The organism is Nocardia coubleae NBRC 108252 (assembly GCF_001612805.1).
GTDB lineage: Bacteria > Actinomycetota > Actinomycetes > Mycobacteriales > Mycobacteriaceae > Nocardia > Nocardia coubleae.
Genome location: NZ_BDBD01000013.1, coordinates 92,646 through 111,547, shown reverse-complemented (window position 1 = coordinate 111,547; position 18,902 = coordinate 92,646). Strand labels below are relative to the sequence as shown.

The 18,902-nt window shown below is 67.2% G+C and carries 19 protein-coding genes, 1 tRNA gene and 1 other RNA gene; 10 read left to right on the top strand and 11 right to left on the bottom strand.

Annotation, left to right across the window (positions count from 1 at the left end; genetic code table 11):
• Positions 1–804 carry a methyltransferase domain-containing protein gene (locus tag NCO8_RS15510; protein WP_067640348.1) on the top strand — a complete coding sequence of 268 codons (804 nt, stop codon included), beginning with the start codon at positions 1–3 and terminating at the stop codon, positions 802–804.
• 50 nt (positions 805–854) lie between these two features.
• Here the strand turns inward: NCO8_RS15510 and NCO8_RS15505 are convergent, their stop codons facing one another.
• The 3 genes from NCO8_RS15505 to NCO8_RS15495 all read right to left on the bottom strand — a co-directional run bounded on the left by NCO8_RS15505 (position 855) and on the right by NCO8_RS15495 (position 2,955).
• Positions 855–2,144 (bottom strand): aspartate aminotransferase type Ic, encoded by a 1,290-nt coding sequence (locus NCO8_RS15505; protein WP_067640346.1) that lies wholly within the window; start codon positions 2,142–2,144, stop codon positions 855–857.
• Between the two features lie 129 nt (positions 2,145–2,273).
• Positions 2,274–2,368, bottom strand: an RNA gene (gene ffs, locus NCO8_RS15500) — signal recognition particle sRNA small type.
• Between the two features lie 26 nt (positions 2,369–2,394).
• Entirely contained in the window at positions 2,395–2,955 is a 561-nt protein-coding gene (locus tag NCO8_RS15495; RefSeq protein ID WP_067640344.1) for a TetR/AcrR family transcriptional regulator, read from the bottom strand.
• 146 nt (positions 2,956–3,101) lie between these two features.
• Here NCO8_RS15495 and NCO8_RS15490 point away from each other — a divergent pair, with 146 nt between their 5' ends.
• The 3 genes from NCO8_RS15490 to NCO8_RS32040 all read left to right on the top strand — a co-directional run bounded on the left by NCO8_RS15490 (position 3,102) and on the right by NCO8_RS32040 (position 4,925).
• Positions 3,102–4,103 (top strand): hypothetical protein, encoded by a 1,002-nt coding sequence (locus NCO8_RS15490; protein WP_067640342.1) that lies wholly within the window; start codon positions 3,102–3,104, stop codon positions 4,101–4,103.
• A gap of 67 nt (positions 4,104–4,170) precedes the next feature.
• Positions 4,171–4,258, top strand: a tRNA-Ser gene (locus tag NCO8_RS15485).
• A gap of 253 nt (positions 4,259–4,511) precedes the next feature.
• Positions 4,512–4,925 (top strand): DUF5994 family protein, encoded by a 414-nt coding sequence (locus NCO8_RS32040; protein WP_133734144.1) that lies wholly within the window; start codon positions 4,512–4,514, stop codon positions 4,923–4,925.
• A 1-nt stretch (position 4,926) separates the two neighbouring features.
• On the opposite strand, the gene NCO8_RS15475 is transcribed toward NCO8_RS32040, so the two are convergent.
• Complete coding sequence (locus NCO8_RS15475) at positions 4,927–6,372, bottom strand: threonine/serine exporter family protein (protein WP_084476706.1); 1,446 nt, start codon at positions 6,370–6,372, stop codon at positions 4,927–4,929.
• Between the two features lie 85 nt (positions 6,373–6,457).
• Positions 6,458–6,589, bottom strand: a complete 132-nt coding sequence (locus NCO8_RS32775; protein ID WP_255284036.1) for a hypothetical protein — start codon at positions 6,587–6,589, stop codon at positions 6,458–6,460.
• Between the two features lie 126 nt (positions 6,590–6,715).
• On the opposite strand from NCO8_RS32775, the gene NCO8_RS15470 reads away from it, so the two are divergent.
• Entirely contained in the window at positions 6,716–7,354 is a 639-nt protein-coding gene (locus tag NCO8_RS15470; protein ID WP_166655806.1) for a helix-turn-helix domain-containing protein, read from the top strand.
• 272 nt (positions 7,355–7,626) lie between these two features.
• On the top strand, positions 7,627–8,073 hold the full coding sequence (locus tag NCO8_RS32035; RefSeq protein ID WP_084457204.1) for a helix-turn-helix domain-containing protein: 447 nt from the start codon (positions 7,627–7,629) through the stop codon (positions 8,071–8,073).
• On the opposite strand, the gene NCO8_RS15460 is transcribed toward NCO8_RS32035, so the two are convergent.
• On the bottom strand, positions 8,070–9,452 hold the full coding sequence (locus NCO8_RS15460; protein WP_245655383.1) for a wax ester/triacylglycerol synthase domain-containing protein: 1,383 nt from the start codon (positions 9,450–9,452) through the stop codon (positions 8,070–8,072). The two genes, NCO8_RS32035 and NCO8_RS15460, sit on opposite strands and share 4 nt — an antisense overlap.
• Before the next feature lie 94 nt (positions 9,453–9,546).
• Positions 9,547–9,756 (bottom strand): DUF397 domain-containing protein, encoded by a 210-nt coding sequence (locus NCO8_RS15455; RefSeq protein ID WP_067494664.1) that lies wholly within the window; start codon positions 9,754–9,756, stop codon positions 9,547–9,549.
• A gap of 420 nt (positions 9,757–10,176) precedes the next feature.
• Here NCO8_RS15455 and NCO8_RS15450 point away from each other — a divergent pair, with 420 nt between their 5' ends.
• From NCO8_RS15450 to NCO8_RS32770, 3 genes are read left to right on the top strand one after another with little or no spacing between them, the layout of a single operon-like run.
• Positions 10,177–10,662 (top strand): DUF309 domain-containing protein, encoded by a 486-nt coding sequence (locus NCO8_RS15450; protein ID WP_067640336.1) that lies wholly within the window; start codon positions 10,177–10,179, stop codon positions 10,660–10,662.
• Between the two features lie 10 nt (positions 10,663–10,672).
• Complete coding sequence (gene gluQRS, locus NCO8_RS15445) at positions 10,673–11,593, top strand: tRNA glutamyl-Q(34) synthetase GluQRS (protein WP_245655379.1); 921 nt, start codon at positions 10,673–10,675, stop codon at positions 11,591–11,593.
• 43 nt (positions 11,594–11,636) lie between these two features.
• Positions 11,637–12,341: an RDD family protein gene (locus NCO8_RS32770; RefSeq protein WP_067640332.1), complete on the top strand. Its 705-nt coding sequence runs from the start codon at positions 11,637–11,639 to the stop codon at positions 12,339–12,341.
• 74 nt (positions 12,342–12,415) lie between these two features.
• Here the strand turns inward: NCO8_RS32770 and NCO8_RS15435 are convergent, their stop codons facing one another.
• Entirely contained in the window at positions 12,416–12,976 is a 561-nt protein-coding gene (locus NCO8_RS15435; protein ID WP_067640330.1) for a DUF4190 domain-containing protein, read from the bottom strand.
• Positions 12,977–13,060: 84 nt separating this feature from the next.
• Here NCO8_RS15435 and NCO8_RS15430 point away from each other — a divergent pair, with 84 nt between their 5' ends.
• A complete protein-coding gene (locus tag NCO8_RS15430; protein WP_067640328.1) occupies positions 13,061–13,834 on the top strand; it encodes a queuosine precursor transporter in 774 nt (257 codons plus the stop codon).
• A gap of 89 nt (positions 13,835–13,923) precedes the next feature.
• On the opposite strand, the gene tgt is transcribed toward NCO8_RS15430, so the two are convergent.
• From tgt to NCO8_RS15415, 3 genes are read right to left on the bottom strand one after another with little or no spacing between them, the layout of a single operon-like run.
• Positions 13,924–15,177: a tRNA guanosine(34) transglycosylase Tgt gene (gene tgt, locus NCO8_RS15425; RefSeq protein ID WP_067640326.1), complete on the bottom strand. Its 1,254-nt coding sequence runs from the start codon at positions 15,175–15,177 to the stop codon at positions 13,924–13,926.
• Positions 15,178–15,197: 20 nt separating this feature from the next.
• The gene (locus tag NCO8_RS15420; protein WP_067640323.1) at positions 15,198–17,102 is read right to left on the bottom strand and encodes an ABC transporter ATP-binding protein; all 1,905 of its coding nucleotides are present in this window, start codon (positions 17,100–17,102) and stop codon (positions 15,198–15,200) included.
• Positions 17,099–18,832, bottom strand: coding sequence for an ABC transporter ATP-binding protein (locus NCO8_RS15415; RefSeq protein ID WP_067640321.1), 1,734 nt, complete (start codon positions 18,830–18,832; stop codon positions 17,099–17,101). The genes NCO8_RS15420 and NCO8_RS15415 overlap by 4 nt, the downstream gene beginning before the upstream one ends.
• Positions 18,833–18,902 lie beyond the last annotated feature (70 nt).

Below are 18,902 nucleotides of genomic sequence, written 5' to 3'. Positions count from 1 at the left end.
ATGACGGATTACACCCCACGCCCGGACCGTTTCGATCGGGCGGGACAACCCCAGCTGATCGATGCCCATGACCTGGAGGTGACACAGCCCGGCGTGCGCGCTCTCGGCGCCTGGACCCATGAACGACTCGGTTTGCGGCCCGGCGACAGCGCGCTCGACATCGGTTCCGGCACCGGCTCGGAAGTGTTCACCTTCGCCGACGCGGTCGGCCCCCGTGGCACCGCCGTCGGCGTGGAACCCGACCCGGATCTGCTCGCCTCCGCCACCCGGCGCGCGACCGAACGCGGCTCCACCGCCACCTTCGTCTCCGGCGACGCCTACGGATTGCCCTTCGGCGACAACACCTTCGACGCCGTTCTGTGCGAACGCGTCTTCCAGCACCTGACCGCCCCCGCCCGCGCCGCGACCGAAATCGCGCGCGTCCTGCGCCCCGGCGGCCGCGCGGTGGTCGTCGACGCCGACTGGGCGACCGCCATCATCCACCCCGGCGCCCCCGAGGTGGCCCGCGCGGTGATCGACACCCTGATCTCCGGCACCACCAACCCCTTCTCCGGTCGCAGACTGGCCGGCCTCCTCACCGACGCGGGCCTGACCGTCGACGAGATCGGCTCCCACGCCCTGGTCCAGGACCGAACCATCGGCGCGGGCGCCCTGGTCAACCGCATAGCCGACCTCGCGGTCCTGCGCGGAACCGTCACCCCCGAAGCCCGCGACCAACTCCGCACCGACCTCCAAGAGGCCGCGGCCCGAGGCCACACCCACATCTCGGTCACCGTCTTCGCGACCCTGGCCCACAAGAAATGACGAAACCCCGCGTATCCCGGCAAGCGGGGTACGCGGGGCCTCGTTCGTGGTCAGGCTTCGAGCAGCTTCTCCGTCGCGGCCAGCAACACGCAGGTCGCCAACCCGTCCATCGCCTTCTCCAGCTCCGGCAGCTGCGGGAAACTCGGCGCGATCCGGATGTTCTTGTCCTCGGGATCGTTGCGGTACGGGAACGCCGACCCGGCGGCCGTCAGCGCGATCCCCGCGTCCTTGGCCAACGCGATCACCCGCGCCGCCGTCCCCTCGAGCACATCGAGACTGATGAAATACCCACCCTTGGGCTCGGTCCACGAAGCGACCTTCGACGCCCCGAGCCGATCCTCGAGAATCCGGCGCACCAGCGCGAACTTCGGCTCGAGCAACCGCCGATGCTTCTGCATGTGCTCACGCACGCCTTCGGCGTCGGTGAAGAACCGCAGGTGGCGCAGCTGGTTGAGCTTGTCGGGGCCGATGCTCTTCTTGCCCGCGTGGTCGAGATACCAGTCGATATTGGCCTTGGACGCACCGAAGAAGCTCACGCCCGCACCGGCGAAGGTGATCTTGGAGGTCGAGGCGAAGACCAGCGGACGGTTCGGGTGACCGGCGGTCGCCGCCATGCCGAGCACATCGAGCACGGGTGCGGCGGTGTCGGTGAGCGGGTGCACCGCGTAGGCGTTGTCCCAGAACAGGCGGAAGTCCGGTGCGGCGGCGGGCATCGAAACCAGTTCGCGCACAATCTCTTCGGAGAAGACCACGCCGGTGGGGTTGGAGTAGTTCGGTACCGCCCACAGACCCTTGATCTGCGGGTCGTTTGCCAGCAACCGCGCGATGGCGTGGGTGTCGGGGCCGTCGTGGCGCATCGGGATGGTGATCATCTCGATGCCGAGCGCCTCGGTGATGGCGAAGTGCCGGTCGTAGCCGGGGGCGGGACACAGCCACTTGATCGGCTCGTCGGAGGCCCAGCGGCGCGGGGAGTCGGGGGTGCCGTAGAGCATCGAGAAGACGATGATGTCGTGCATCATCTCGAGGCTGGCGTTGTTGCCCGCCACCAATTGGTCGACGGGGATGCCGAGCAGTTCGCCGAAGATGGCGCGCAGTTCGGGCAGGCCGGTGAGGCCGCCGTAATTGCGGCAGTCGGTGCCGGTGCCGTCGCGGAAGTCGCCGTCGCCGGGTAGGGCTAACAGGGGCGAGGAGAGGTCGAGCTGTTCCGGTGACGGCTTACCTCGGGTGAGATCCAGCGTGAGCTTCTCGGTCTTGAGCGTCGCGTAGTTCGCGGTCTGGGACTCGTGCTCGGACACGAGTTCCGCGTGGCTCATCAAACCGATCTGCGTTTGCCGGGGCATCCTGGGCAGCCTTTCGAAGCAGCAAGGTGGGTGTACCCGCAACGTTACCCGGCGGTTGCCGGGAATCGGCAGGGTATCCGGGGAGGATGGGCTCGCACGCTGCGAAGGTGTGCAGCGGAGTCCCGAAATTTAAGGGGACCCCGCGCACCCGGCAGAGCCCGTTGACCCTTGCTGCCTTCCGGCCCTGGGGGAGTTCACAGGATGCGCGCCGCGCGGGATCCGTCGGCCAGTGTAGCCGCAATCGCGCGTACTAGCGATTTCGGGGTTCGAACAGCAGGTCGGCGGCTCGGATGAGCACCTCGACGCGGGTGCGGCCCTCGTGATCGGCGGCGAGGAAGTGCCCGCCGATCACGGCGCAGAAGGCGAGCAGGGCGCGGGCTTCCACCTCATCGGGATCATCGCAGAATTCGCCGATCGTCTCGCGCAGCAACGCCATTCGCGCGTTGTCGACGCGGCGCAGGCGGGTGGCGACGTCGTCGTCACGGCGGGCCCAGTCGCGAACGGCCAGATCGATGGGCAGCAGCCGGTGATCCGAGAGGGTGAGGACACCGGCCATGCGCGCCCGGTTCTTGGGATCGAGGCCCGCGTTGTCGACCTTGGCGAGCACCTCGTCGACGGCCTCGCGTTCCCAGGCTTCCAGCATCGCCGTCAGCAGGGCCTCGCGGTCGGCGAAGTAGCCGTAGAAACCGCCCTTGGTGACGCCGATGCGTTTGGCGAGCGCTTCCACTCGCACCGCGTCGACACCCGAGGTGGCGAGCACGTGCAGCCCCTCTTCGATCCACCGTTCGCGTGGTGTTCGCGCGACGCCCACGTGTGCTCCGTTTCTGCTCGCCCGACGACGGAAGAACCAGTGTACGTAGGCGTATAGATACGTCATCGCCTGACGAAGCTGGCTACGATCAGTGCGATATCGGCAAGGGGGGCCCGGTTCCCCATGACTACGAGGGGGTTCCGCGCGTGACCGGCCCGAACCAGCAACCGCCCGGCGGCGACGTACCGCCGTCCGACCCGACTGTGCAGTGGTGGGAACGCCCAGGCCCCGACTCGGGTCAGCCACCACAGCAGGCCGATCCGACCATCCTGCGCGGCGACATCGGCACGCCCGGCCCCTACACCGCGCCGCCCGCACCGCAGCACAGCGGCGCCAACCCCTACACCGCTCCCCCGGCGGCGACGCCGTACCAGAGCGGTGCCAACCCGCAGCCCTACACCGGCCTGCCCTACCAGGCAGGCGCCACCGCACAGCCGTTCGCGGCCCCACCGCAGTACCCGGCCCAGCAGTGGGGCACGCCGCCGCGTCCGCCGTCGTCGGGCAACAAGGCCGTGTGGTGGATCGTCGGCGGCGCGGTGCTGCTGGTCGGCGTGCTGGTGATCGGCCTCATCGCGTTCGCCGCGAACAAGGCCGACGAGACCAACCCGTTCGGTCCCAACCCGTCCGAATGGGAAGGTGACTATGCCTTCCAGAAGGGCAAGAACGCCTGCGACCTGATCGACCTCACGGTGCTCAACCAGTGGTCCTCGACCAGGGAGACGACCACGCACACCGAGCGTGAGCCCTCGGAGTACGGCGGTGGCGGCTCCTACAACTGCGATGCCAAGAACCAGGACTCCGGCCGCAGCGGCACCGGCGCGAAGATCTCGCTCGAGGTGGCGTTCAAGTCCAGCTACGAGACCGAATCGGACTACTCGCGCTGGAAGGGTTACGACACCAAGACCACCGGTAAGGACTACGACCACGGTCCGCTCAGCGGCCTCGGCACGGAGGCGTACTACGCCTACGAGCAGCGCATCTACGGTTCCATCCCGAACGACTACATCTACGTGGTCGCCGCGCACGACAGCAATATCTCGGTGAAGGTGGAGATCGAGGTGGACAAGATGGGCAGTGTCGACAAGTCGACCCTGCGCTCGGCCGCCGAAACCCAGGTCCGCAAGGTCCTGACGGCACTGAAGAAATAGCAGGTCAGCGGGGTAGGACGGGGGCCGGTTTGGCATCGGCCCCCGTCGACCCGCTATGCTGCTCCACGGAGGATTCGCCTAGTGGCCTATGGCGCTCGCCTGGAACGCGGGTTGGGTTAACGCCCTCAGGGGTTCAAATCCCCTATCCTCCGCCACAGCAGGGCCCTGATCGGTTCGCCGGTCGGGGCCCTGTTCGTTTAATCCGGTGGATCTGTCGGTGGGTGTCCGTAGAGTGACCCCCGATGGTGCGGGAGACCCCCACCGCACCCGACCGCCGTCGTCGCCGCGATAAATCGCGCGTGCAGACACAGCGGAACTGGGTATTAAAGGCTTCGTGCCCGTCGAAACCGACGGCGCACACCGGCCGGCGCCGAGAGCGCCTGCCGAACACACCAAGAGGAAACTTTCGTGAGTACACCTGACACGACTATCGGTCGCGACACGGCGGGCCCGATCCGGCTGATGCTGCGCGACCGCAAGACGGCACCCGGCCCGATCGACGGCGCCTGGTGGCCGCGCACCGACGCGCCGATGACCGAGATGCACCAGCTGGTCACCGCGGTCGGCCCGCAGATCGGCAAGCTGGCCCAGCTCGGATTCGACTGGACCGCCGACGAATCCGGCGCCGACGAGGCCGCGCGCATCATGCACCTGGTCGGCAGCAACGGCGCGAGCCTCGCACTACTCGTCATCCCCGCCTCCACCGAGGCGGCCGCCGCGCGCAGCCAGATGCGCTGGGCCGCGGGCAAGCCCCGTATCCAGGATCCGGCACCGGCCGACACCGCCGCCGACGGACCGCGCACGCTGATGGGCGCGGTCTGAGTCAGCGGTCGCTGGTGTAGGTCGGGTCGAAGTCGCGCGGTGTGCCGCGGCGGCTGAGCAACCGGTCGAACCATTCACCGAGAATGACGCCGGCCGCCAGCGCGCACCCCACGCCGAAGGCACCGAGAATCTGCCCGAACCCGAGCAGCGTTTCGTCCTCGAGCAAGGCGTACAGCCCTCGGTACACCTTCAGACCAGGCAGCAGCGGCGTAATGCCCGCGGCCGCGACGACCAGCGGCGGAGTGAGCGCGCGCCGCGCCATCAGACCACCGGCCATGCCGATCAGCGTGGCCGCCGCACCCGAGGCGACGACCGGCCCGAACCCGATGTCCTGGACGACGAGGTAGGCCGCGGTGCCACCCGCACCGCTGAGACCGGCCGCGAACAAGGCCCGCCGCTCGGCGTAACAGGCCATGGCGAACGCGACCGCCGCCACCGCACCGGCACTGAGCTTGAGCGCGAGGAACTCGGTATCGCGACCCGCGTTCGCCGCGATCTCGGGCACCTCGATCCCGAGAATCGTCGAAACCCGCAGGGCCAGACCGATGCCCGCGACGATGCCGCCGGTCATCATCACCACTTCGAGCATGCGGGCCGCGGCGGTGACCGGCGCACCGGTGATGGCGTCCTGTACCGAACCGACCAGTTGCAATCCGGACAGCAGCACAGTGATCCCCGCCGCGACGATCAGCGCCGCATCGGCTCGCCATTGGTCACTGAACGCGGCCAGCGCTATCGCGGGAGTCGAGGCGATGACGCCACCGATCATGTTCTGGAAGAACAACGGCAGACCGAGCTGATGCAGCGCCCGGTTCACCAGGTCGATGACGGCGGTCGTGGCGAAACTGATCACCGCGAGCATCACGCCGCCGCCGAGCAGCACCGCGATGGCCGCGGCCAGCAGCGACCAGCCCGCCGTCGAGACCCAGCGTGGATACGGGTGCCGGGCGGAGACGATCTCGTCGAGCGCGGCGTGCGCGTTCTCCACCGGAACCACCTGAGTGCGGATGCGCCGGGTCAACCGGTCGACGGCGGCGAGGCGGGTGAAGTCGAGCGAGCGGTACTTCACCACCCGCATATCGCTGGCCGGTGGCAGGTACGGGCCGCGGTCGGCCCAGATGCGGATGGCGTCGAAGGTGACGTCGATATCGCATTTGTCCAGACCGTAGGTAGAGGCGATGAAGCGCACCTGCGCGGAGGTGTCGCCCACACCGGTACCGGCGGCGAGCACCACCTCACCCACCCGTACCGCCAGATCGAGCACCTGCGACACCTCGGCGTCGTCGGTGAGGTCGATCGGCCGCAGCGGGGTGGGCGCGGCGACGATGTTGTCGGCGGTCGCGCGTTCGAGCGGACGCCAGAACGGGCGGCGCAGACGCAGACGCGGACGCGAACCGAGGCGTCCGAGGGACGAATCGTCGTCGTCCGCCGTGTGCTCCGCTGTCATACTTCGACCGTAACGGCGTTTCGTGCCGGTTCGCCGTCTCGTCACGAGTTCGTCAACGTGTCGTTCGTAACTCCCCCCGACCTGCTCAGATGTCGTCGATCAGACCCGTGCTGTAGGCGGTGGCGGCGAGGTGCTGCAGGCAGCGTGGTCCGCACCCGTCGTGCTCGGTCAGCACGAAACGGGCCTGCTGGAGCGAAGAGATGGGAGAATCGGCCACGCAGTCGGCATGTGCGGTGCGCCAGTGATGTTCGATATCGCCGGTGACGACCCGTGGCGGCGGGTCCGGCGCGGATGTGTCGGGCAGGGTGTGACGGTAGGGGCCGGCAATGGAGGCGATGACTGTATGAACACCGGGACGGGGAAGGTGATTCAGGAGCGGCGGCGCTTGCTCGGGCTGTCGCAGCCCGCGCTCGCCACCGCCATCGGGGTGAGTTCGCGGCAGATCACCCGGTATGAATCCGAGGAGCAGTCGCCGACCCTTCCGGTCGCGATCCGGCTGGCCGACGCGTTGCGCATCTCGCTGGCGGAGCTGGCCGGGATCGTCGACAACCGGGTCGACCTGGCGGGCCGCTGGTGGGCAGCCTGGCAGAAGGCGGCGAAACACGGCGACGAGGTCGAGGTAGCGGAGGTGACGATCCGGCACGAAGGCGACCACCTGCTGCTCGACACCGCCGAAACCGCTGCGGCCGAGGACGATCCGGGGCCGGGTGTGCGCGGCGAGATGCGGGTATGGGACGGCGACGCGATCACCGGCTGGGTGCGTGGCATGGATGTCGCCTTCCCGGTCGGCACCATCTACTACTCGCTGCACCCCCAGGGCGCTCATGCGGTGGGCTCGTGGACGACGAAATCGGGCCCCGACGGGGTGGTGCGCGGCTGGAGCGCACTGGCCAGGGAGAAGTCCGACGCCGAGAAGCTCCTGCTGGAGATGTTGCGCGGCGACGGTGTCGTCGAATCGTGGCCGGGCGCCCGCTCGGACTGAATCCTGCGGCGGATGTCGGCGACGGTCGGACGGCCGGCGACGGTCTCGGCGGGCGGTAGTAACAGCAGGTACCGGGTGAGTGCCCCGAATCCCAAGAGGCCAAGGGCGATCCACAGGTAGACATCCATGCTTTCCCCTCCGAACGTGTCAGTGCTGCACGGGTGGCGCGGTATGGTTCTGGTGAAGCCGCCAGGGAAAAGTATGGTCACTGTCAAGACCTTTTGGACAGCAAAAAGCGTCTACAAACGTCTACAGTTCTCTACGATGGCTGCATGTCCAGTCGGGGCGAGCAGGGGAGACTCGTAGGCGCGCGGTTGCGGCGGCTGCGGGAAGAAGCCGGATTGTCCTTGGCGGGGTTGGCCACCCGCGTTCCGTACAGCCGGGCCGCGCTCGGTCACTACGAAACAGGCACGCGCGCCGCGCCTTCCGAGGTGATCGACTGGTACGAGCGGGTGCACGCCCAGGCGGTGCCCGCCCTCCCCCGCGTGCGGCGCGATCCGCGCGCGGCCGACGCGGCACTCGCCGCCGCTATCGCGCATCGGACCGGCCGTCCCCTCATCGAGATCGGCCGCCCACACCAGGGTGATTCGGGGTACTTCTGTCCGTTCCGGATCGACGGGTTGATCGAGGGTGAGGCGGCGGGCACCGATGCGGCCACCGCGCTGCGTTCGGCGCTGCGGGCGATCGGCGACGAGCTGGGGCGGGCGGGCAAGCGTTAGCCGCGCACGGCGTCCACCGCTTCGGCGAGCAGGGCCAGGTACCGATCCGGATCCGGCACGGCCGCTTTGTCGGAATGCACGGAGAACGTGATGGTTTCACCGAGCCCGTGGATGCCGTGAGTCAGGTGCATGACGGTGCCGAGCGCCGGAAACCCGCCGGTGAATAGGACCGGTGCGCCCGCGAAGGTGAGGTCGGCGGCGCCACGATTCACGCTGGAGACGACGGTGTTGCCGTCGATCGCCTGCGGTGGTGTGTCGAGATCGGCGCGGGCGACGTCACGCACCGCGAACAGCGCGGGAACGGTGTCACCGACTCGATCCTGCACGGCGAGAAGCGGATTCAGCGCGCGTTCGCGACGGGTTCGCAGTTCGTCGGCGATCAGTTCGGCACGGGCGCGCAGGTCGGGTTCCTCGATGTGCAGGTCGATGGACAGGCTCCGGTAGTTGTTGTGCGCGTCGCTCGATGCGGGCACGGCCATCGGCAGTGCGGCGCCGAGGCGGTCCGGTGCTCGACCGTGCTCGGTGAGGTAGGTGGTGAGTGCGCGCGAAATCGCCGTCAGCGCAAGCACTGTCACTGTGACGTGCGGGCAGCGGAGCATGTCCGCGGGGACGACGAGCATGCGGACCTGATGGTCGAGCGCCGCGACGGGCCGCATCGTATTGAGCGCACCGGGCGTGAAGCCGGTTGTGGGCGCGGGGACTTCGCCGACGGCGGTGCGCTCGGCGAGTTCCCGGTGGGCACGGCCCGCCGCCAGACCACGGCGGAACGTCGCGACCAGCTGCTGGGGAAAACGCAGTACCCCAAGCACACTCGGATCCATCCATCCACAGAGTTGTCCCCAGTAATCCACAGGGCTCACCGGCGTTTTCACAGGATCCACTCGGTGTTTCACCGAGTTATCCACAGGTGCATCGGGAACCCTGTGGATAAAAAGGGATCTGGTGAGTGCGGCCGCACGGGTGCCGTCGGCGAGAGCATGGGAGATCTGAACCACCGCGACCAGCGACGGCCCGGTCGACATCGGCGCATCGCGAACGCCACGGAAAACGTGCAGCCGCCAGGGTCGTTCGGTGGCGTCGACGCCGGTGCCCAGAAGTTCGCCGAGCCGGTCGAGCAGAGTGGGCCACGGCAGGCCGTCGGGCCGGTGGGCAATGAATTGCTGGGGAATGAATTCGGCCGGAATCCAGTGCGGATAGTCGAGGTCGTGCGCGGTCTCGCGCAACCGGCGGCACAGATCGGGAATGAGCGCTACGCGTTCGGCAACGGCGGCGCGCAGTTCCTCGGTAGGAGTAGGGGTTTCGGCGAAACAGTAGAGCAGGAACACATCATTGGCGGTGCGGCGCGACAGCCAGAACATCGTCGCGTCGCGCGGGGCCATTCCGGTCACCCGGTCACGATAGGCCACGCCGAGAGAAGGCCCCGAGTCCTATCGACCCGGGGCCCGGACTGCCCGGTTCAGGCGCATTCGCGGTTCAGCCGCGCGCGAACTGTCCCGCGGTGACGTCGGCGAGAAACGCTCGCCACGCTCCTGGTCCGAAGGCCAGCACGGGGCCACGCCCGTGATCCTTGGTGTCGCGGACCGCGATTTCGCCGCCGGTGAGAAAGGCGACTTCCACGCAGTTTCCATCGGGACCGCTGTAGGTGCTCTTGCGCCACACAGCGCCCGTCACATCAACCTCCACAGCACTTGCTCCTTTGCATCAGTGAGAACGGGATAACACCGCCGAATCGGTTCAGCATTTCCGATTTACGGCGCGACCGACGAGTTACTTCGTGGCACCCACAGCACTGCCACCCGGAACGCGCAACCGATCGGCACGAACCAGCGCATGAGGCGTTTCCGCCTCCGGGGGCTGCCCCCGCGGAAGAAACACTAGCAGGTCTTCCGCAAGTTTGCGGATGAGAATTTGCTTTCTCATATCCGTTTGCCAAGCTTGCGAAGGTTCGGGTTTGCGGCGGCATTGCCGGAGCCTCTTACCCATTCCCCACGGGCTTGACACATGCGGATTTACTTCCATGTGATTGGTTCGTGATACGTCACTTTCCTGCTCGTCTCACAGGCCACATCAGCACCATCCGACGTGGACGTGGATCATGGGGGAATGATCTCCCGTGACCGCGACGCCGCAGGTCGTGCCCGTAACGACCGCCCACGCGACCGACTCGGCCGACCACTGCCGCCCGGCAGTGCCGGAGTCGCCCGAATTCCCGACGATCTCGAGTTGACCCCCCAGCAAACTCTGACCTTCGCCCAGCAACTGCTGGACGACGGATTGGCATTCAACGCACACGAGGTTTTGGAGGCGGCCTGGAAGAACGGGCCGGTTGCCGAGCGGATGCTCTGGCAGGGTCTTGCCCAATATGCCGTCGGCCTGACCCACATCCAGCGTGGCAACACCAAGGGCGCGACGACGCTGCTGCGGCGCGCCTGCGAGCGGCTCGGCGCCTACCCGGCGAATGCCCAGCAGCACGATGTCGACCGTGTGGGCCTGATCTCCTACGCCGAACAGCTGCTCGACGCCATCGACGGCGGCGTCCAGCTCACCGACGAACAGCTGCGGCCGAGGCTGCGTCGCACGACCGACTAGGATCGGACAGGTGTCCAGTTCACCAGGTGCAGGCCGCTACGCCCCGAGCCCCTCGGGCGAGCTCCACCTGGGCAATCTGCGCACCGCCATCCTGGCCTGGCTCTACGCCCGCACCACCGGGCGCGCGTTCCGGATGCGCATCGACGACCTCGACCGCGTCCGTCCGGGAGCGGCACAACGCCAGCTCGACGACCTCGCCGCCATCGGGCTCGACTGGGACGGGCCGGTGCTGCGGCAATCCGACCGGCTCGCGGTCTACGAGTCGACGATCGAGGAACTCACCGCGGCCGGGCGCACCTTCGAATGTTTCTGCACCAGACGCGAAATCCAGCAGGCCGCCGCCGCACCGCACGGTCCGATGGGCGCCTACCCCGGCACCTGCCGCACTCTCACCGACGCACAGCGTGCCGCTCGCCGGGCCGAAGGCCGTTCACCCGCAGTGCGATTGCGCGCCGACGTGACCGACTACGAGATCACCGACCTGCGCCACGGCCGCTACCGAGGCGCCGTCGACGATCTGGTGCTGCGCCGGGGTGACGGCATCCCTGCCTACAACCTCACCGTCGTGGTCGACGACGCCGCCCAGGGTGTGGATCAAGTGGTGCGCGGCGACGATCTGTTGCCGTCCACCCCGCGCCAGGCCTATCTCGCCGACCTGCTCGGCCTGCCACGACCCATCTACGCCCATGTTCCGTTGGTACTCAACACCGAAGGTAAAAGGCTTGCCAAACGTGATGGGGCGGTGAGCCTTTCCGACCAGATGGCGCTCGGCAACACGCCCGGCGATGTGGTGGCGGCGATCGCCGATTCACTCGGATATGCCGCTCGCACAACGGCAGAGCTCCGCGAGGTTTTCGACCCGGCGCGCATCCCGGAGAAACCATGGATACTCGAGCCTATCGGGTTGTTCCAACCAGACCGATGTCCGTAACGTACGCAACGACCGATCTACTGATCACGACGAGGACGAATTTATGACCAGCGGTGGTTACGACCCCAATCAGTACCCGCAGGGCGGTCAGCCCGGCGGCTACGGCCAGGACCCCTACGGCCAGCAGCAGCCGGGTTACGGACAGCAGCAGCCTTACGGTCAGCCGAATCCGGGATACGGCCAGCCGGTGCCCGGTTACGGGCAGGCCGACCCGTACGGTCAGCAGCAGCCCGCCTACGGCCAGCAGCCGTACGGGCAGCCGCAGCCCGGTTACGGTGCCGATCCGTACAACCAGCAGGGTTTCGGTGGCTCGCAGGCCGGTGACCTCGGCACCCGCCTCGGCGCGCGTGTCATCGACGGTTTCATCATCGGTATTCCGCTGGGAATCCTGAACTTCGTCCTCGGTATGGCACTGATGGACAGCCCGTTCCTCGCAGGCATCATCCTGTGGGTGATCATGGGCATCGCTTACGTGGGCTACAACGTGGGCTTCGAAGTGACGCAGGGCACCACTCTCGGCAAGAAGCTGCTCGGTCTGCGGGTCGTCGCCCCCGGTGGCGCGCCGAAGCTCACCCCGGAGGCCTCGCTCAAGCGCAACATCTTCCTTGCGCCCCTGGCCATCTACTGCCTCGGTGGCCTGGTCACCACCGGCCTTTCCATCTACATCGCGGTCACCATCAACAACGACCCGAACAAGCAGGGCTGGCACGACAAGCTCGCAGGCGGAACCCAGGTCGTCAAGGGCTGATTCAGCTCCGACCTGCGAAAACACCAAGGGGCGCTTCCGGATTCCGGAAGCGCCCCTTGTGTTGTCCGCGAAAGTCAGTAGGTGGACGAAGAATCCATCCCGCCGACCACACCCAGGACCACCACGAAAACGATGTAGAGCAGCCAGAGCACCAGGGAGATGGCACCGATCCAGATGCCGGCCTGCGCCATCCCCTTGCCTTCGCCGCCGCGTTCCTTGATCTGGTTGATCGCCATCACACCGAGGATGATGCCGACGATCGAACCGACGCCGCAGCTGCACAGGCCGATCAGCGACGACACCAGCGCGCCGATGGCGAGGCCGTTGGTGCCCTGCGGCTGGGGGTACCCACCGTAGGGGTTGTAGGCCCCGGCCGCCGGGTACCCGCCGTACTGCGGCTGCTGCGGATACTGCGGCGCGGCAGGCTGCTGATAATTCGGATACTGCGGCTGCGACGGCGGCTGCTGCTGCGGGTATTGCGGCGCGGACTGCTGCGGGTTGGACGGGTAGCTCGAAGGCTGCGACGGCGGGGCGGTCGGGTACTGCGGCACCGAACCCGGCGCGCCGGATTCCGGGGACACGCCGGAACCGCCGTACTGCTTCCACCACTCGTCGGAATCGCCGGGATTCGTCATTGCTACAGACTATGGCATGCATCCTCGGAGCGCTGGCGCGCTCGAGGCGGGGGCCCGCGGGCCCCTGCTGGGAAGATGTAACCCGTGACTGATGCAAATTCGCTCGACAAACCCGCCGAATCTGGGCACCCCGCGCCGGAACATGCGGCATTCGCCCAGGTAGCGCGGGGGTTCTATCCGGTAATCGTCGCCGTGTTCACCGCGACGCTGATCATCTCCAATATCTGCGCCACCAAGGGCGTGGAGTTCTTCTCCGGCAGTTCGGTCGTGCTCGGCCCGCTGCAGATCCTGCCGATCGCCACCGACGGCGCCTTCTTCCTGTTCCCCCTGGCCTACATCCTGGGTGACGTGCTCAGCGAGGTCTACGGCTTCCGCGCCACTCGCCACGCCATCTACACCGGTTTCGCGGCGCTGCTGCTCACCGTCGGCTGTTTCTTCGTCGCCGTCCGGCTGCCTGCCGCCGGTTTCTACGAGAACCAGGAAGCGTTCCGCACCGTTCTCGGCACCACCCCGCAGCTGGTGCTCGCCGGGCTCGCCGGGTACTTCGTCGGCCAGTTGCTGAACTCGGCGACGCTGGTGTTCATCAAGGAACGCACCAAGGAAAAGCATCTGTGGGCCCGGCTGATCGGGTCGACCGTGGTCGGCGAGTTCGCCGACACCCTGATCTTCTGTTCGATCGCCGCCCCGGCGATCGGCATCGACACCTGGCAGTCGTTCGTCAACTTCGTGATCGTCGGCTTCGTCTGGAAGACCGTGTGCGAGGTGCTCGTCCTCCCGATCACCTACCGCGTCATAGCCATCCTGAAGAAAAAGGAGCCCACCTACGCTCCCGCGAAGGTAGACGCGCTACACGACTGACGCCGGTCAGGTGATCACCACGCTCTGGTGGCGGCATCGCCCGAGAGCCCCACGCCACCAGAGCGTGGTGATCGAACGTCCAGCGCCGACTACTGCCCCGGCGCTTTGATACGGCCCTGCCACTGGCCGAGGAATTCCTTCTTGAACTCGTCGAAGTAGCCGCCTTCGATGCTCGCCCGGATCCGGTCGACCAGGCGGACGGTGAACCGCTCGTTGTGGATGGTGCACAGCGTCGCCGAGAGCATCTCCTTGGCCTTGAACAGGTGATGCAGGTAGGCGCGGGTGTAGTGCGCGCAGGTGTAGCAGTCGCAGTTCTCGTCGATGGGGGTGAAATCGCGGCGGAAGCGGCTGGTGTTGATGTTGAACCGGCCCTCGTCGACGTAGATCGCCGCATTGCGCGCCACTCGCGAGGGGTTAACGCAGTCGAAGGTGTCGGCCCCGTTCTCGATGGCGACGAACATGTCCTCGGGCTCGCTGATGCCGAGCATGTGCCTCGGTTTGGCCTCGGGCAGCTCGTCGCAGCACCAGCCGACGATGGTGCCGAGATTGTGTTTCTCCAGCGCACCGCCGATGCCGTACCCGTCGAATTCCGTTCCGCCACTGCCCCGGATGGATTCGAGTTCACGACAGGCCTTGCGGCGCAGGTCTTCGTACTGCGCGCCCTGGATCACCGCGAACAGCGCCTGGTAGGGCCGGTGCGTGCGGGCGGCGGTGAGCCGTTCGTGCTCGTCGATGCAGCGTTGCGCCCACTCGTGCGTGCGCTGCAGCGACTTCTCCTGGTAGCCACGGGTATTCATCAGGGTGGTCAGTTCGTCGAAGGCGAACATGATGTCGGCGCCGAGCTGGTGCTGGATGCCCATCGACACTTCGGGGGTGAACCGGTGCTTCGAGCCGTCGAGGTGGGAACGGAAGGTGACACCGTCGTCGTCGACGGTGGCGAGCCGCTCCTTGCCCGCCGCGATCACCTGATCGGAGCGCACCCCGACCGCCTCCATCGCGAGCACCTTCTTGAAGCCCACACCCAGCGACATCACCTGGAAGCCACCGCTGTCGGTGAAGGTCGGCCCGTCCCAGTTCATGAACTTCCCGAGCCCACCCGCCTCGTCGACGATGTCGGACCCCGGCTGCAGATACAGGTGGTAGGCGTTGGCGAGCAGCGCCTGCGCCCCCAGCTCCTTCATCGTCTCCGGCAGCACCGCCTTCACCGACGCCTTCGTCCCCACCGGAATGAAGGCGGGCGTCGCGATCTCCCCGTGCGGCGTGCTGATGACGCCGGTACGCCCGTGCCGGTCACCGTCGAGACGGGTACCTACCGTGAAGGAGAATTCGCTGCTGTCGGCCACCCGCCCATGGTGCCAGGGCGCTACTGAGCGGCCGCGAACTGGGCGTTGTAGAGGCGGTAGTAGGCGCCTCGCTCCTCGAGCAGGCGTTCGTGGTTGCCGTGTTCGACGATGCGGCCCTTCTCCATCACCACGATCAGGTCCGCGTCACGGATAGTCGAAAGCCGGTGGGCGATGACGAAACTGGTGCGGTCGCGACGCAGCGCGGCGGTGGCGTGCTGCACCAGCAGTTCGGTGCGGGTGTCGACCGAGCTGGTCGCCTCGTCGAGGATCAGGATCGACGGCTTGGCCAGGAACGCGCGGGCGATGGTGATGAGCTGCTTCTCACCGGCGCTCACCCCGCCGCCTTCCTCGTCGATCACCGTGTCGTAGCCGTCGGGCAGCGAATGCACGAACCGGTCGACGTAGGCGGCGCGGGCCGCGGCGATGATGTCGTGCTCCGAGGCATTGGGATTGCCGTAGGCGATGTTCTCGCGGATGGTGCCCTGGAACAGCCAGGTGTCCTGCAACACCATGCCGATACGCGAACGCAGGTGGTCGCGGGTGATGGTGGTGATGTCGACGTCGTCGATGGAGATGGTGCCCGCGTCGATCTCGTAGAAGCGCATCAGCAGGTTCACCAGCGTGGTCTTGCCCGCACCGGTGGGGCCCACGATGGCGATCACATGACCCGGGTCGGCCACCAGCGAAAGCCGTTCGATGACAGGGGTTTCCGGGTCGTAACCGAAGGACACCGCGTCGAACTCCACCCGGCCGCGGTCGACCGGGCGCGAGTTCTCCACCAGCGGGTCGGGGCTCTGTTCCTCGGCGTCGAGGATCTCGAAGATCCGCTCGGCCGAGGCCACCCCGGACTGCAGCAGATTGGCCATGGCGCCGATCTGGGTGAGCGGCTGGCTGAACTGGCGCGAGTACTGGATGAAGGCCTGCACCTCACCGAGCGAGAGATTGCCGGTGGCCACCCGCAGGCCACCGACCAGCGCGATGAATACGAAGTTCACGTTTCCGAGGAACATGATCGCGGGCATGATCAGGCCGGAGATGAACTGCGCCTTGAAGCTGGCGTTGTAGAGCTTGTCGTTGCGCTCGTCGAACTCCCGGCCGACCTCGCGGCTGCGGCCGAACGCGGTGATGATCTCGTGGCCGGTGTAGGCCTCCTCCACCGAGGAGTTCACCTCACCGGTGTATTTCCACTGGTTCACGAAGTGCGGCTTGGACCGTTTGGCGATCTGCGCGGTGACGATGATGGCCGCGGGCACCGTGAGCAGGGCGATCAGCGCCAGCAGCGGCGAGATCCAGAACATCATGATCAGGATGCCGACCACGGTGAACAGCGAGACGAGCAGCTGGCTCATGGTCTGCTGCAGGCTCTGGGAGACGTTGTCGACGTCGTTGGTGACGCGGCTGAGCACGTCGCCGCGCGGTGCGGTGTCGAAGTAGCGCAGCGGCAGGCGGTGCAGCTTGTTCTCCACGTCGTCGCGCAGGCGTTTGACCGTGCGGTTGATGACGACGTTGAGCAGATAACCCTGCAGCCAGCCGAACACCGCGGCGACCACGTAGAGCACGAGCACCAGCGTGAGCACCCGGCCGACCGCACCGAAATCGATACCGGTGCCAGGGATCACGTTCATGGCCGAGAGCATGTCGGCGCGGGTGTTCTCCCCGCGCTGACGCAGCATCTCGACGGTCTCGTCCTTGCTGAGCCCCGCCGGGAGCTGCTTGCCGACGAACCCGTCGAACACCAGGTTCGTCGCCTTGCCGAGCAACCACGGGCCGAGCGTGTTGAGCACCACCGAGGTGACGACGAGCGCGATGATGACCGCGACGGAGAATTTCTCCGGCGCGAGCCTGCGCAGCAGCCGCTTCAGCGACGGAACGAACGATTTCGGTTTCGTACCCGGGGCGCCGGGGACGGGCGCACCCGGCCTCATCGAGCCTCCTCCACACTGAGCTGGGACTCGACGATCTCGCGGTACTCCGGGCACCGCTGCATCAGTTCGTCATGGGTGCCGAGGCCTGCCATGGCGCCGTCCTCGAGGACGACGATCTGGTCGGCGTCACGAATGGTCTGGATCCGCTGGGCCACGATGATCACCGACGCGTCGGCGGTCTCGGGTTTCAGCGCCGCGCGCAACCGGGCGTCGGTCGCCACGTCGAGCGCGGAGAACGAATCGTCGAACAGGTAGATGCGCGGCTTGCGCACCAGCGCGCGGGCGATGCACAGGCGCTGCCGCTGACCACCCGACACCGTTGTCCCACCCTGGGCGACCGGAGTGTCGAGGCCCTGCGGCATCTCGCGCACGAAGTCGGCCGCCTGGGCCACCTCGAGCGCGTGCCAGAGCTCGTCGTCGGTGGCGTCGGGTTTGCCGTAGCGCAGGTTGCTCGCGACGGTTCCGGAGAACAGGTACGCCTTTTGCGGCACCAATCCGATTCCGCCGCGCAGGGTTTCGAGGTCCAGGTGCCGCACGTCGGTGCCGCCCACGTACACCGCGCCGTCGGTGACATCGATCAGGCGCGGGATCAGATTGACGAGCGTGGTCTTGCCCGCACCGGTGGAACCGACCACGGCCGTTGTCGTTCCGGGTGCGACCTGGAAGCGGATGGCTCGCAGCACCGGCTTCTCCGCGCCGGGGAAGGCGAATTCGGCGAACTGCAGGTCGACGGTCGCCGGATCGCCTGCGAAGGGCTGCGGCAGGCGCGGCGGGCGCACCGAGGACTCGGTCTCGAGCACCGCGCCGATCCGGTCGGCCGAGACCGCCGCGCGCGGGGCCATCATCGCCAGGAACGAGGCCATCATCACGGCCATCAGGATCTGCATGATGTAGGACAGCATCGCGGTGAGCGAGCCGATCTGCATGGTGCCGTCGTCGACGTGATGCCCGCCGAACCAGATCACCCCGACGGCGGTGACATTGGAGATGAGCATGACGATCGGGAACATCAGCGCCATCAGCTTGCCCACGCGCAGCGAGGCGTCGGTGAGCGAGGTGTTGGCCATCCCGAAGCGCCAGATCTCCTGACGTTCCCGCACGAACGCGCGGATCACCCGGATACCGGTGATCTGCTCGCGCAGCACCCGGTTCACCCCGTCGATGCGTTCCTGCATCTGCCGGAAGCCCGGCACCATCTTCGCGACGACCAGCCCCATGCTCAGCGCCAGCGCGGGCACCGCGATGAGCAGCAGCCACGAGAGCCCGGCGTCTTCGCGCACCGCCATGATGATGCCGCCGACGCACATGATCGGTGCCATCACCAGAATCGTCACCGACATCACGATGAGCAGCTGCACCTGCTGGATGTCGTTGGTGGAGCGGGTGATGAGCGAGGGCGCGCCGAACAGGCCGACCTCGCGCGCGGAGAACGTCTCGACCCGGTGCAGCACCGCGCCGCGCATGTCCCGGCCCGCGCCCATCGCCGCCTGCGCACCGAAGTACACCGAGGCCGACGAGGCGATGATCTGCACGCAGCTCACCGCGAGCATCCACAGGCCGGTGGTCCAGATGTAGCCGATGTCGCCCCTGGTGATGCCGTTGTCGATGAGGTCGGCGTTGAGGCTCGGCAGGTAGAGCATCGCGATGACCGAGACCAGCTGGAGCACGAGAACCCCGGCCAGCTGGGCGCGGTACGGGGCCAGGTAGGTCCGCAGCAGGGTGATCAACATGATGGACGCAGGCTACCGCGTGCGGCGAGGCCACGCCCCCGGGTTATCCAGGCGTTTCACCAGGCCTGTG

Bases quoted from the DNA above. Each gene is read 5' to 3' on its own strand.
- NCO8_RS15510 (WP_067640348.1), top strand. From the start codon at position 1: ATGACGGATTACACCCCACGCCCGGACCGTTTCGATCGGGCGGGACAA.
- NCO8_RS15505 (WP_067640346.1), bottom strand. From the start codon at position 2,144: ATGCCCCGGCAAACGCAGATCGGTTTGATGAGCCACGCGGAACTCGTG.
- NCO8_RS15475 (WP_084476706.1), bottom strand. From the start codon at position 6,372: ATGACAGCGGAGCACACGGCGGACGACGACGATTCGTCCCTCGGACGC.
- NCO8_RS15470 (WP_166655806.1), top strand. From the start codon at position 6,716: ATGAACACCGGGACGGGGAAGGTGATTCAGGAGCGGCGGCGCTTGCTC.
- NCO8_RS32035 (WP_084457204.1), top strand. From the start codon at position 7,627: ATGTCCAGTCGGGGCGAGCAGGGGAGACTCGTAGGCGCGCGGTTGCGG.
- NCO8_RS15460 (WP_245655383.1), bottom strand. From the start codon at position 9,452: ATGGCCCCGCGCGACGCGACGATGTTCTGGCTGTCGCGCCGCACCGCC.
- NCO8_RS15450 (WP_067640336.1), top strand. From the start codon at position 10,177: ATGATCTCCCGTGACCGCGACGCCGCAGGTCGTGCCCGTAACGACCGC.
- NCO8_RS32770 (WP_067640332.1), top strand. From the start codon at position 11,637: ATGACCAGCGGTGGTTACGACCCCAATCAGTACCCGCAGGGCGGTCAG.
- NCO8_RS15435 (WP_067640330.1), bottom strand. From the start codon at position 12,976: ATGACGAATCCCGGCGATTCCGACGAGTGGTGGAAGCAGTACGGCGGT.
- NCO8_RS15420 (WP_067640323.1), bottom strand. From the start codon at position 17,102: ATGAGGCCGGGTGCGCCCGTCCCCGGCGCCCCGGGTACGAAACCGAAA.
- NCO8_RS15415 (WP_067640321.1), bottom strand. From the start codon at position 18,832: ATGTTGATCACCCTGCTGCGGACCTACCTGGCCCCGTACCGCGCCCAG.